Origin of the sequence: Shewanella aestuarii, from assembly GCF_011765625.1 — a bacterium.
In the GTDB taxonomy this organism is placed as follows: Bacteria; Pseudomonadota; Gammaproteobacteria; order Enterobacterales; family Shewanellaceae; genus Shewanella; species Shewanella aestuarii_A.
This window is the reverse complement of record NZ_CP050313.1, coordinates 2,993,917-3,006,419: the sequence shown is the minus strand read 5'-3', so window position 1 is coordinate 3,006,419 and position 12,503 is coordinate 2,993,917. Positions and strand designations below refer to the sequence as shown.

Genomic DNA, 12,503 nt, shown 5'->3' with positions numbered 1-12,503 from the left:
ATGAAAAAGTTATCAGCGTCGCCCCAATTGTCTGCTGCATTGTCGTTATCCTCTTCACAATGGTTGATCATCAATGCCCTTAGCTTCCAAGCAATTTGGTGGCTGGGGGTGTTAGGTCAAAACCAGTATTTATGGTTATCAGCTGTTATTGTTGCACTGCAATTTACTGTTTTAAAAGCTAAATTGACCGAGTTTAAAATCATGCTAGTTGCCAGTGTGATTGGCTTTAGCCTAGATATGCTGCTGATTCAGTTTGGTGTATTTGTCTTTAGTACATTCCCTTGGTGGTTATTGATTTTATGGGGTGGTTTTTCAATTACCTTGAATCATAGTCTTGGTTTTTGTCACCGTTTAGCATGGTATTTACAAGCATTACTGGGTGGTGTTTCAGGTAGCTTGAGCTACCTTGCGGGGGCCAAGTTTTATGCGGTATCGCTTCCAATGGGGCAATTGCAATCAAGCCTCATTTTAGCGGTGATCTGGAGTGTGCTTTTCCCCGTATTGTTATCTATATCAGGTCGCTTATCTCGCTAGCACTGGCGACCTTCCTTGTTTCAGGAATAAAGAGATGACAAACCTTACTATCCAACCATTTTTTTTCTCAGCATACAAACCGATATCGGGGTTAGGCAAACTCATTAAGCTTGGATTTAGCGCAGTATTAATCTTTGCCTCACAATTGGGCCAAGTTTATGGCGATCAGCTTAATACTAATTACCAAACTAGTACCGATGAAGCAGCATCAAATATTATTTCAGTTGCTAAAGTCGACACGCAATCGCTCGTCAAAGTTGGCGAGGCAGATATGGATGTAATGTGGTTTGATGTATACCTTGCCAAGCTGTATACCACAGATGGTCAATATCAACAAAACCGTTACCCAGTCATGTTAGATATCGAGTATCACCGCGACATTAGCGCACAAGATTTAATTGAAGCGACGATTGACCAGTGGCAGGCCATGGGGTTATCAGCAAGTGAAATCGATAATATAAAAACGCATCTGTCATCCGCTTGGCCTGACGTCGCCAAAGGCGATCGACTTAGTTTTGTGATTCATAATCATCAATTAGCCGAATTTTTAGTTAACGATAAACCTTTTTATCAGGTGAGTGATTTGGTTTTTAGTCAGGCATTCATAGATATTTGGTTATCTGAAAGAACCTCTCGCCCTAAATTACGTAAGCAATTGATTGGAGAAGTACGCTAATGAAGAATATATGGCTGTTGGCCCTGAGCTTATTACTGATGTCTTGTTCTTCCGCTTCAATTGAAGATTATCAAAAAACCACGCCCACATTGGATCTCGCCAGCTTTTTTGATGGAGAGTTAACGGCTGCCGGTATAGTGCAGGACTTTTCCGGTAAAGTGACTCGTAAGTTTACCGTTAAAATGCAAGGTGAATGGACTGGTAATAAAGGCGAATTAAAAGAATGGTTTGTATATGATGATGGTGAAAAGCAAACTCGTATATGGCGAATTACTGATTTAGGTAATGGTCAGTTTGAGGGGCGTGCCGATGACATTTTAGGCGTCGCTGAAGGCCAAGCCAGTGGCAGTGCACTTCGCTGGCGTTATGATATGCAGTTGCAGGTTGATGGTGAAGAATACCAAGTCGAGTTTGATGATTGGATGTTTTTAGTTGATGACAAAACTATCATCAATAAAAGCGATATTATTAAATTTGGGATAACGGTTGCACAAGTTACCTTGGTGATCAGTAAGTCGTAGTTTTTGTGATCGTATCCTAGTTTGTCTCATCAGGTTAACTGAAATAGCCATTGATTACTCAATGGCTATTTCATTAAAAGCATGCTCATTTAGCTAAATATCAACAGCTTTAGCCTTAGCCTTTGAGTTGGCTGTTATCAACGGTTTTGCGATCATAATACTCAAATGGAAAGACGTTGCGAATTTGCTGTGTTAGGTTGTCATTGACGTTGGCTGACACATGTAATCTGACACTATTGTTTTTTTCTGCACGAATAGTACAAGTGAGTTTTTCGTGCTTGGCAATTTGTTTGCATTCACGTTCAAATTTTTCCGGAATTTTGCCTTTATGACTGGTTAACTTGCCGTTTTTAAAGTGCATTTCAAACAGTGTTAACCCCTGTTTACCACTAAAAATGAGTTTGTAAGCTAAAAAGGCAAGTGCTGTGATAAATGCAATTTTAAAAAATGTATCTGTCATTTTGACCATCCTAGTGCTGCTATGTTCTAAAACATAAATTACTCTTTAATCAGATTGTTGCAATCACTATTTTTAATAATATTGAGTTGAGTCAAATTCAGCATTGACAAGAGTTATGCCTACCCTGTATCGGCAGCAATTAAGTTCTTAAACAGAAGAGTATTATCGAAAAGTCACAATTTATGGTCTGGATTTAGGGAGCAATATTAAATAACTCATTGGGTAAGCTTGCTAATACTAAGCGTTCATAGGTGGTATAAATCCAGATAATAAAAAAGCACAGCATCATAATTAAGGCAACAATACGGAATGCCTGTGCATACTCAGTGACATAAGTGAAATAACGACGTTGAATGGCGTTACTAAGGTAAGTACCTACTAATGAAAATACGCATAAATACATGGCTGCATATTGGGTTGAGCTTGAACCATAGGTTTTTTCATAAACCAAGATAAGCCCCACTATACTTAGCACAATATAGCGAAAAGTCCTTTCTGCTTTGTCTGACAAACGCCATCGTGGCAATCCCATTGCCTATCCCTCTATCCAACTTTTTGCTATTAAACATATGTAAATAAAAATTATTTATAGCCTTAGTTGGATGTTTTTTCAACTATGAAATAGTTTAATTTCCAAGACGCCTATCAAATCATAACCTATCAGGAAGTGCTGATATCGAAGCATCTAGTTCAATGTTTTGGGAGTACTTTTTGTAATGCCAGCCCTGTAAGAATGAGTCCAAGGCCGGTATAAGTGGCAAGGCTGATTTGTTCGCCTAATATCCAAGTGATAAAACCGACAGACATCACTGGAGTCAAAAATACTAAGGTACTAATATTTGCTGCTTTGTCGGTTTTCTTCAATGCCATTAACCATAATACAAAGGTAATCCCCATTTCAAACAGACCGACATACATGCCAGCAAGTAAGCCTTTAAGTGTGAGAGTTGGCAGAGAATCTGTAAGTAGCAGTGTGATAATAATAAATGGTAAGCCTAGTAAAAAACTTAGCAGCAAACTGACAATGGCATCACCTTTATCTTTGGTGTTGATTAACCAATATAAACACCATAAAAGGGTACTGCATAGCGCCAAACCTATTCCAAGTGGGCTTTCAAAACTAAAATCTGTCAGCTTACCGCCGGTGGCAATAACAAATACGCCAAAGTAAGCAATGACGGCGGCTATCAAATCGGCTTTACTTAACTTGTGTCCGAGAAGCGGGACCGAAAGGATCGGTAATAAAATGGCCCAAGTGTAATTTAGCGATAACGCTTGTTGGGCGGGTAATAAATCATAAGCTGCAAATAATACGTAGTAATAAAGAAAGGGATTAAGTAAGCCGGTAAGCAAATAAAACCAGGGACGCGTAATAAATTGACGTCCAATAAGAGTAAGTTTTCCTTGAATGACTAAAATCAGTCCTAAAGTGACAATTGAGGTTAATACAGCTACTAGCACTAATTGCAAAGGACTAAAAAAACCTAAAGCAACTTTAAATGCGGTTGCGACGGTTGACCACAGAAAAATGGCACCTAAACCATAAAGGTAGGCTAGTTTGGTTTGTGTCACTTACAAATCCTTGATGATGTATCGGTTAGGAAGGAACAGAGTGTAGCTAATTTAAACTCTGAACCAATAGGAATAATTGTATACAATATTCAGTTTAGCTATATTGCCACATCTCATATTAGCAAGACACTATAAATTTTTTTTGCTCGCCCTTGTAAATCAATTTTACGCCCTTATATAAGTGGTAAGAAAGATTTGCGCGGCAAAAATGACAAAAATTAGATTGCAATTGACTGCTTGAAAAATTTTATCACGGCCCCATATCTACACCAGAATACAAATTTTATGACGAATAGCGTCAATTTTCGGAGGACCCCATGGGTAAAATTATTGGTATCGATTTAGGCACAACAAACTCTTGTGTGGCTGTCCTTGATGGCGGCAAAGCACGCGTAATTGAAAACGCAGAAGGCGATCGTACAACACCTTCTATCATTGCTTATACCGATGATGAAACTATTGTAGGTGCACCTGCAAAGCGTCAGGCTGTAACCAATCCAACTAACACTTTCTTTGCCATTAAGCGTTTAATCGGTCGTCGTTTTAAAGATGACGAAGTACAGCGCGATGTTAACATCATGCCATTTAAAATTATCGCAGCAGATAATGGTGATGCATGGGTTGAGCAACGTGGTAATAAAATGGCTCCTCCACAAGTTTCTGCTGAAATTTTGAAAAAAATGAAAAAGACAGCTGAAGACTTCCTAGGTGAGCCAGTAACTGAAGCGGTTATTACTGTTCCTGCTTACTTTAACGATTCTCAACGTCAAGCAACTAAAGATGCTGGCCGTATCGCAGGTCTTGAAGTTAAACGTATTATTAACGAGCCAACAGCGGCTGCGTTAGCTTACGGTATTGACAAAAAGCAAGGCGACAACATAGTTGCAGTATACGATTTAGGTGGTGGTACATTTGATATCTCTATCATCGAAATCGACAGCAATGATGGCGACCAAACCTTTGAAGTATTAGCAACCAACGGTGATACTCACCTAGGTGGTGAAGACTTTGACAATCGTTTAATCAATTATTTAGCTGATGAGTTTAAGAAAGAGCAAGGCATGGATCTTCGTAAAGATGCCCTAGCAATGCAGCGTCTTAAAGAAGCGGCTGAAAAAGCGAAGATTGAACTTTCAAGCACAAACCAAACTGAAGTGAACTTACCTTACATCACAGCAGATGCAACAGGTCCTAAGCACTTAGTAGTAAAAATTACTCGTGCCAAGTTAGAGTCTTTAGTAGAAGATTTAATCCAACGTTCTTTAGAGCCGCTAAAAGTTGCACTAGCGGATGCTGATTTATCAGTGTCTGACATCAACGAAGTTATCTTAGTTGGTGGCCAAACTCGTATGCCTAAAGTGCAAGAAGCAGTAACCAACTTCTTTGGTAAAGAGCCGCGTAAAGACGTTAACCCTGATGAAGCTGTAGCTGTTGGTGCAGCGATTCAAGGTGGTGTACTTGCTGGTGATGTTAAAGACGTATTACTACTTGACGTAACTCCACTATCATTTGGTATCGAAACCATGGGTAGTGTGATGACTAAGCTTATCGAGAAGAACACCACTATCCCGACTAAAGCGAGTCAAACATTCTCTACTGCTGAAGATAACCAAAGTGCTGTGACTATTCACGTACTGCAAGGTGAGCGTAAGCAAGCGAGTTACAATAAATCTTTAGGTCAATTCAACCTAGAAGGTATCGAGCCTGCACCACGTGGTATGCCACAAATTGAAGTGTCTTTTGACATCGATGCAGATGGTATCTTAAAAGTATCAGCGACCGACAAGAAAACCGGTAAAGCACAAAACATCACCATCAAAGCTAACTCTGGTTTAAGCGACGAAGAAGTTGAGCAAATGGTACGCGATGCAGAAGCTCATGCTGATGAAGATGCTAAGTTTGAAGAGTTAGTTCAAGCTCGCAACCAAGCTGACGGTCTTGTACATGCGACTAAAAAGCAAGTAGAAGAAGCGGGTGATGATTTACCTACTGAAGACAAAGAGAAAATTGAAGCTGCTATGGCTGAAGTTGAAACTGCGACCAAAGGTAATGACAAAGCAGCCATCGAAACAGCAACTCAAGCGCTTATTGAAGCCTCTGCTAAATTGATGGAAATCGCACAAGCTAAAGCACAAGCTCAAGGCGGCGCAGAGCAAGCCACTGACGCTGGTCAAAAAGCTAACCCTGCTGATGATGTTGTTGACGCTGAATTTGAAGAAGTGAAAGACGACAAGAAATAATTAACTAAACCAGTTAGTTAATTTGAAGCGGGCGTTGAGGTTCACCTTTAACGCCCGTTTGCACAATCTTACTTTATTAATTGAAGCCAACCTTCGAGAAGCAAAACACTATGTCAAAGCGTGACTTTTACGAAGTTCTTGGTGTCGGTCGTGACGCCAGTGAACGTGAAATTAAAAAAGCCTACAAGCGTTTAGCTATGAAGTATCACCCTGATCGAAATCCGGGTGATAAAGAAGCTGAAAAGAATTTTAAAGAAGCGAAAGAAGCTTACGAAATTCTAACCGACAGCGACAAAAAAGCCGCCTATGATCAATTTGGTCATGCAGGTGTAGATCCTAACCGCGGTGGTGGCGGTGGTGGTCATGGTGACTTTGGCGATATTTTTGGTGATGTTTTTGGTGATATTTTTGGCGGCGGTCGTCGTGGCGGTCAGCGTCAAGCGGCCCGTGGCAGTGATTTACGATACAACCTTGAATTATCGCTAGAAGAAGCCGTTCGTGGGTTAACCAAAGAGTTACGTATACCAACACTTGCAGCATGTGACTCGTGTGACGGTAGCGGCGCTAAAAAAGGTACTCAAGCAACAACATGTGGCACTTGTCATGGTCAAGGCCAAGTACAAATGCGTCAAGGCTTCTTTGCGGTTCAGCAGGCGTGTCCTACCTGTCACGGTCGCGGTAAAATCATCAAAGATCCTTGTAATAAGTGTCATGGTGACGGCCGAGTTGAAAAGAGCAAAACTTTATCGGTTAAAATTCCTGCTGGCGTTGATAATGGCGACAGAATTCGCTTATCAGGTGAAGGAGAAGCGGGTGAGTTCGGTGCACCTCCTGGTGACTTATACGTTCAGGTGAGCGTGCGTGAACACCATATCTTTACTCGTGATGGTAATAACCTTTACTGTGAAGTGCCTATTTCATTTAGCAAAGCAGCGCTTGGCGGTGAAATAGAAGTGCCTACGTTAGATGGTAAAGTTAGCCTGAAGATCCCTGCAGAAACCCAAACCGGTCGCATGTTCCGTTTACGTGGCAAAGGCGTTAAGTCGGTTAGAAGCCATGCAGTAGGTGATTTACTGTGTAAAGTTGTAATGGAAACCCCAGTCAAACTGAACGATAAACAGAAAGAATTGTTACGTGAGTTTGAAGCAACATTAACGGGTGAGTCTAAAAAGCATAGCCCAAAAGCTGAAGGCTTTTTTGACGGTGTGAAAAAGTTCTTCCAAGACTTGAACAGCTAATTAGTTGTCAAACGTGTAACCATTATATATCAATAGATTAAGGCTGTTTACTTAGGGTAAGCAGCCTTTTTTATTGGGTAAATTTAGCTTTATAAATGAGCACAGTCTTATGTCATTTTCAACATTTAAACTTAATTCACAGCTATTAAGCGCCTTACCTGAAAAAGTGACTAAGCCAAGTCGCATTCAAGATTTAGTGATTGAGGCCATTATCGCAGCAAAAGACGTACTTGCCTTAGCGCAAACTGGCAGTGGTAAAACTTACGCATACGGGCTGCCTGTATTGCATCGATTAAGCTTAATGCCGGCTGCACAGTTGCAAAAGCAAGGTCCAATGGCACTGGTCATTGTACCTACTCGTGAACTTGCTACCCAGATTGGCCAAGACTTGTCGCCATTAGCGCACAAGGTAGGTTTAACGCTGGATGTGTTATGTGGCGGTGAAGCGATAGAACAGCAAATCAATCGCTTAAGCTCCAAGGTTCATATGATAGTCGCAACCCCAGGGCGGCTACTGGCTTTGGTTGAACAAGGTTTTATTCGATTTGAACACGTGCAATCTGTTGTGCTTGATGAGGCGGATAGGTTGCTGGATATGGGCTTTATTAAGGAGATTAATGTGCTACTTAAACGCATGCCGAATAAGCAAACATTGCTGTTTTCTGCCACGTTACCCGATGCCTTAGATGCATTAGCTGGGCAAGTATTAGCTACCGGGCATGTTCGAGTTGAGGCTCATGCAGTTAATAGTGCCGTAGATGATATTGAGCAAACCTTATATCTGGTTAATAAAGGCAGTAAAGCGAAGGTGTTGATGCATTTGATGAACTTGCACCAATGGTCGCAGGTATTAGTGTTTGTAAACGCAAAAGATAATGCCGATGCTTTGTGTAAAAAATTGCGCAAAGCCGGTATTGATTGCGCCGCCCTTCATGGTGATAAAAATCAAGTTGATCGCAGTCAATCCTTAGCAGACTTTAAAACCGGTCAGTTAAGCGTATTGGTGGTCACTGATGTATTAGCTCGCGGTATTCATATTGACGCGCTGCCAGTAGTGATAAATTTTGAGTTGCCTCATCAAGCAGCTGTTTATGTGCACCGTATAGGTCGCACGGCTCGAGCAGGGCAAAGCGGTATTGCGTTATCGTTAGTCAGTCATAGTGAGATACAACACCTTGATGCAATTCGTTTATTAACTCAACAGCCTTTAACCTTAAAGACCCTAGAGGCATTTCCTGTCACCGATAAACCAAGTTGTAACACCAGTAAGCGGCCACCAAGAGACAAACAAGCAAACCGTCGTACAGCAAGTAAACGCAGTAGCCGCGATTTTTCATCAGCAAGCAGAAACAAATCATCTATATAAAAAGTATACAGTGCATTCAATCTTGGTAATTTTTCAACCACGCAGTAACATATAAGGACATTGGAAAAATAAGTAGAAGGACTTAACACCATGAAGCGATTGTTAGTGAGTGTATTAGTATCCAGCTTTTTAGTTGGCTGCGTGGCAACCAAATCTCCGACAGGGCGCACACAAGCGCTGCTATTTTCTGATGCTCAAATGCAGCAAATGGGAGCGCAGTCTTTTGAGGCGATGAAAAAAGATCAAAAAATCAGTCAAGACAAAGCCAAAACTAACTATGTGAATTGTGTTGCCCAGCGTATTACCGCGACATTACCAGACCAAAGCCAAAAGTGGGAGGTGGTGTTGTTTGAGTCTGATTCAGTAAACGCTTTTGCATTGCCTGGCGGTCATATTGGGGTTTACACCGGCTTATTAAATGTGGCGACAAATCAAGATCAATTAGCAACCGTTATCGGCCATGAAGTGGCCCATGTTTTGGCACAACATGGTAATGAGCAAGTCTCACGTCAGCAACTAACGGGGATAGGGATGCAAGTCGCCGATGTGGCTCTTGGGGCAAGTGGCGTAGCCAACAAAGATTTATACATGGCAGGACTAGGTCTTGGCGCTCAAATTGGGGTGATTTTACCTTTTGGGCGCGATCAAGAAAGCGAAGCCGATATTATGGGGTTAGAGTTGATGGCCAAAGCGGGTTTTGACCCCAATGCCAGTGTCCAGTTATGGAAAAACATGGCTAAAGCGGGTGGTAAACAAGGGCCTGAATTGCTGTCTACCCATCCATCTCATGGTCATCGAATCGAAGATTTACAGTCAGGGTTGAATAAAGTCATGCCACTTTATACCCAAGCAAGAAAACAGTCTTTGACTGAATGTAAAATTAACCGTTGAAAAACACCCTAAAATCGGGCTTTTTCACAGCATCAGCAGATTAAGTGTGATAAACTCCGTGCAAATTTTTTATCGATAAAATGAGAGAAGCAAATTATGTCAGAAGTGTTCAGCACAATGGAGCAGCATGCAAGTTATGGTGTAGGTCGTCAAATGGGCGAGCAACTAGCTGCCAACCCTTTTGAAGGAATTGATATTCCTGCAGTGCAAGCTGGTTTAGCTGATGCATTCTTAGGTAAAGAAAGCCAAGTTTCAATGGCAGATTTACAAACAGCGTTTACTGAAATCAGCCGTCGTTTACAAGCAGCACAAGAAGAAGCCGCTGCTGCAGCAACAGCTGAAGCTGATGCATTTTTAGCTGAAAACGCTAAACGTGACGAAGTGATTGTGACTGAGTCAGGTCTTCAGTACGAAGTATTAGTTCAAGGTGACGGCGAGAAGCCATCAATTGATTCAACTGTACGTACTCACTACCACGGTACTTTCATCAACGGTGAAGTATTCGATAGCTCAGTAACTCGTGGCCAGCCTGCAGAATTCCCAGTATCAGGTGTGATTGCTGGTTGGACAGAAGCTTTACAGTTAATGCCTGTTGGCACCAAGCTTAAATTATTTGTGCCACATCACTTAGCATACGGTGAGCGTGGTGCTGGAGCTTCAATTCCTCCTTACACTGCGTTAGTGTTTGAAGTTGAGTTGTTAGACATCATCTAAGTTAGTTAAAACGCCTAAGATTACTTAGGCGTTTTTGTATATATCGTTAATGATTTAGCCAATAAGTATGCAGCTAAATTTAAGTGGGTTTTTACTGGGAGAGCAAATGACTACAAAAGTAAGAGTTGCCGTTGTCGGTGCGAGTGGTCGTATGGGACGTACATTAATTGAATCGGCAAAACATCAAGAGTTTATATACTTAGGCGCAGCGGTTGAGCGTTTAGGTTCAACCTTAATCGGTGTCGATGCGGGTGAACTTGCTGGTGTAGGCTCTATGAATGTAGCCATTGCTGACTCTCTTGATGATGTTGCAGATGATTTTGATGTACTGATTGATTTTACATCACCAGAAGCTTCTATTGTTCACTTAGATTGGTGCGCGCGCAATCGTAAACCGATTGTCATAGGAACTACAGGTTTCAATCATGCTCAAAAAGAGCAAATTGGTGCTTATTCTGAACAAACTCCGGTAGTTTTTGCACCGAATATGTCTGTTGGTGTGAACCTAATGTGGAAGCTGTTAGAGCTTGCAGCAGAAGTGATGGGTGACTATACCGATATCGAAATTATTGAAGGTCATCACCGTTTTAAGAAAGATGCCCCATCAGGGACCGCACTTAAAATGGGTGAAGTGATTGCCAAAACCCTAGGCCGTGACCTTGAAAAGTGTGCCGTTTATGGCCGTGAAGGGATCACCGGAGAGCGCGATCGTGAAACCATTGGTTTTGCCACGATTCGTGCAGGGGATTTAGTCGGTGAGCACACTGCAATGTTTGCGGATATTGGGGAGCGTTTAGAAATTACCCATAAAGCCTCTAGCAGAATGACCTTTGCTAACGGTGCAATGCGTGCAGCGCATTGGTTGGTTGATCAAAATCCTGGCTTGTATGATATGCAGCAGGTACTTGGACTTAATGATTAATGTAGAAACCACCATTTGATATGGTGGTTTTTTTTGAAACATACTTTTTCTGAAATTGACTTTATCGCGCCTAGACTGGGTATTGATTGTCTTGTATGATCGCCCGAATTTGTCAAAATTTCGTAATTCAGCGGAAATTGGTATCTTAGTGCAAAATAAAAACACATAATTTCAGTGGCTTGGCTCTTTTTGGAGGTCGCGTTGACACAGTCTGCCTTACTCGTACTCGAAGATGGAACAGTTTTCTCTGGCACAGCAATTGGTGCTACAGGGATTTCAGTTGGTGAAGTAGTATTTAATACTTCAATGACCGGATACCAAGAGATATTAACTGACCCATCATATTCACGCCAAATAGTAACATTAACTTATCCACATATCGGTAATACCGGAACCAATAATGAAGATGTTGAATCAGAATCGGTTCATGCATGTGGTTTAATCATTCGTGATTTACCGTTAATTGCTAGCAACTTCCGTAACCAACAATCACTAAGCGATTATTTAAAAGCGAATAACGTGGTTGGAATAGCGGACATCGATACCCGCAAATTAACGCGTATCCTGCGTGAAAAAGGCGCCCAAGCCGGTTGTATTATGGTGGGTGACCTAGACGAAGCTAAAGCACTGGAACACGCTAAAGCCTTCCCTGGTCTTAAAGGCATGGATTTAGCCAAAGAAGTGACCACAGATAAAACATACCAATGGCGAAGTGGCAGCTGGAAATTAGTCGGTGGTCTACCGTCTGACACCCCAGAAGCTGAGCTTAAATTTAAAGTAGTTGCCTATGACTATGGTGTAAAACGCAATATTTTGCGCATGTTAGTTGACCGTGGTTGTGATGTCACAGTCGTTCCAGCTAAAACACCTGCGGCAGAAGTATTAGCCATGAACCCAGATGGGGTGTTTTTATCAAATGGTCCTGGCGATCCAGAACCATGCGATTACGCCATCGCGGCGATTCAAGAAATTTTAACAACAGATATTCCAGTGTTTGGTATTTGTTTAGGCCATCAATTACTGGCGCTAGCTTCAGGTGCAAAAACCTTAAAAATGAAGTTTGGCCATCATGGTGCTAACCACCCTGTCAGTAATATTGAACGAGGTAATGTGATGATTACCAGCCAAAACCACGGTTTTGCTGCTGATGAAACCACATTACCAGCCAACATCAAAGTGACTCACAAGTCATTATTTGATGGTTCATTACAAGGTATTCACTTAACCGATAAGCCAGCATTTAGCTTCCAGGGACACCCTGAAGCCAGCCCTGGGCCAACAGATGCCGCACCTCTGTTCGATCATTTTATCGAGCTTATTGAACAATACCGTCAGCACGCTAAGTAGTTATCTGGGAGAAGACAGAAGC

Annotated in this window: 13 protein-coding genes; 10 read left to right on the top strand and 3 right to left on the bottom strand. The window is 41.7% G+C overall.

Features of this window, described 5'->3' with window-relative positions; genetic code table 11:
- Genes HBH39_RS13215 through HBH39_RS13205 form a run of 3 tightly spaced genes read left to right on the top strand, consistent with a single transcriptional unit; the run spans position 1 to position 1,731 of the window.
- On the top strand, positions 1-534 hold the full coding sequence (locus tag HBH39_RS13215; protein WP_167679009.1) for a DUF2878 domain-containing protein: 534 nt from the start codon (positions 1-3) through the stop codon (positions 532-534).
- Between the two features lie 34 nt (positions 535-568).
- Positions 569-1,210: a chalcone isomerase family protein gene (locus HBH39_RS13210; RefSeq protein WP_167679007.1), complete on the top strand. Its 642-nt coding sequence runs from the start codon at positions 569-571 to the stop codon at positions 1,208-1,210.
- Complete coding sequence (locus HBH39_RS13205) at positions 1,210-1,731, top strand: DUF3833 domain-containing protein (RefSeq protein ID WP_167679005.1); 522 nt, start codon at positions 1,210-1,212, stop codon at positions 1,729-1,731. The genes HBH39_RS13210 and HBH39_RS13205 overlap by 1 nt, the downstream gene beginning before the upstream one ends.
- 115 nt (positions 1,732-1,846) lie before the next feature.
- On the opposite strand, the gene HBH39_RS13200 is transcribed toward HBH39_RS13205, so the two are convergent.
- The 3 genes from HBH39_RS13200 to HBH39_RS13190 form a co-directional block, all read right to left on the bottom strand.
- Positions 1,847-2,191, bottom strand: coding sequence for a DUF3634 family protein (locus HBH39_RS13200; protein ID WP_167679003.1), 345 nt, complete (start codon positions 2,189-2,191; stop codon positions 1,847-1,849).
- Between the two features lie 193 nt (positions 2,192-2,384).
- Positions 2,385-2,723 carry a hypothetical protein gene (locus tag HBH39_RS13195; protein ID WP_167679001.1) on the bottom strand — a complete coding sequence of 113 codons (339 nt, stop codon included), beginning with the start codon at positions 2,721-2,723 and terminating at the stop codon, positions 2,385-2,387.
- 158 nt (positions 2,724-2,881) lie between these two features.
- Complete coding sequence (locus HBH39_RS13190) at positions 2,882-3,763, bottom strand: DMT family transporter (RefSeq protein WP_167678999.1); 882 nt, start codon at positions 3,761-3,763, stop codon at positions 2,882-2,884.
- Positions 3,764-4,080: 317 nt separating this feature from the next.
- On the opposite strand from HBH39_RS13190, the gene dnaK reads away from it, so the two are divergent.
- The 7 genes from dnaK to carA all read left to right on the top strand — a co-directional run bounded on the left by dnaK (position 4,081) and on the right by carA (position 12,481).
- Positions 4,081-6,003, top strand: coding sequence for a molecular chaperone DnaK (gene dnaK / locus HBH39_RS13185; RefSeq protein ID WP_167678997.1), 1,923 nt, complete (start codon positions 4,081-4,083; stop codon positions 6,001-6,003).
- Between the two features lie 110 nt (positions 6,004-6,113).
- Positions 6,114-7,241, top strand: a complete 1,128-nt coding sequence (gene dnaJ / locus HBH39_RS13180; protein WP_167678995.1) for a molecular chaperone DnaJ — start codon at positions 6,114-6,116, stop codon at positions 7,239-7,241.
- Between the two features lie 109 nt (positions 7,242-7,350).
- Positions 7,351-8,607, top strand: coding sequence for a DEAD/DEAH box helicase (locus HBH39_RS13175; RefSeq protein ID WP_167678993.1), 1,257 nt, complete (start codon positions 7,351-7,353; stop codon positions 8,605-8,607).
- 90 nt (positions 8,608-8,697) lie between these two features.
- Complete coding sequence (locus HBH39_RS13170) at positions 8,698-9,498, top strand: M48 family metallopeptidase (RefSeq protein ID WP_167678991.1); 801 nt, start codon at positions 8,698-8,700, stop codon at positions 9,496-9,498.
- A gap of 96 nt (positions 9,499-9,594) precedes the next feature.
- Positions 9,595-10,212, top strand: a complete 618-nt coding sequence (locus HBH39_RS13165; RefSeq protein WP_167678990.1) for an FKBP-type peptidyl-prolyl cis-trans isomerase — start codon at positions 9,595-9,597, stop codon at positions 10,210-10,212.
- A 106-nt stretch (positions 10,213-10,318) separates the two neighbouring features.
- Positions 10,319-11,134 carry a 4-hydroxy-tetrahydrodipicolinate reductase gene (gene dapB / locus HBH39_RS13160; protein ID WP_167678988.1) on the top strand — a complete coding sequence of 272 codons (816 nt, stop codon included), beginning with the start codon at positions 10,319-10,321 and terminating at the stop codon, positions 11,132-11,134.
- A 189-nt stretch (positions 11,135-11,323) separates the two neighbouring features.
- Complete coding sequence (carA, locus tag HBH39_RS13155; protein ID WP_208764162.1) at positions 11,324-12,481, top strand: glutamine-hydrolyzing carbamoyl-phosphate synthase small subunit; 1,158 nt, start codon at positions 11,324-11,326, stop codon at positions 12,479-12,481.
- The last annotated feature ends 22 nt before the right edge of the window (positions 12,482-12,503 follow it).

What these genes read in the sequence shown, in the direction of transcription:
- dapB (WP_167678988.1), top strand. Translation starts at nt 10,319, where the DNA reads ATGACTACAAAAGTAAGAGTTGCCGTTGTCGGTGCGAGTGGTCGTATG.
- dnaK (WP_167678997.1), top strand. Translation starts at nt 4,081, where the DNA reads ATGGGTAAAATTATTGGTATCGATTTAGGCACAACAAACTCTTGTGTG.
- HBH39_RS13170 (WP_167678991.1), top strand. Translation starts at nt 8,698, where the DNA reads ATGAAGCGATTGTTAGTGAGTGTATTAGTATCCAGCTTTTTAGTTGGC.
- HBH39_RS13205 (WP_167679005.1), top strand. Translation starts at nt 1,210, where the DNA reads ATGAAGAATATATGGCTGTTGGCCCTGAGCTTATTACTGATGTCTTGT.
- HBH39_RS13195 (WP_167679001.1), bottom strand. Translation starts at nt 2,723, where the DNA reads ATGGGATTGCCACGATGGCGTTTGTCAGACAAAGCAGAAAGGACTTTT.
- HBH39_RS13210 (WP_167679007.1), top strand. Translation starts at nt 569, where the DNA reads ATGACAAACCTTACTATCCAACCATTTTTTTTCTCAGCATACAAACCG.
- dnaJ (WP_167678995.1), top strand. Translation starts at nt 6,114, where the DNA reads ATGTCAAAGCGTGACTTTTACGAAGTTCTTGGTGTCGGTCGTGACGCC.
- HBH39_RS13215 (WP_167679009.1), top strand. Translation starts at nt 1, where the DNA reads ATGAAAAAGTTATCAGCGTCGCCCCAATTGTCTGCTGCATTGTCGTTA.
- HBH39_RS13165 (WP_167678990.1), top strand. Translation starts at nt 9,595, where the DNA reads ATGTCAGAAGTGTTCAGCACAATGGAGCAGCATGCAAGTTATGGTGTA.
- HBH39_RS13200 (WP_167679003.1), bottom strand. Translation starts at nt 2,191, where the DNA reads ATGACAGATACATTTTTTAAAATTGCATTTATCACAGCACTTGCCTTT.
- HBH39_RS13175 (WP_167678993.1), top strand. Translation starts at nt 7,351, where the DNA reads ATGTCATTTTCAACATTTAAACTTAATTCACAGCTATTAAGCGCCTTA.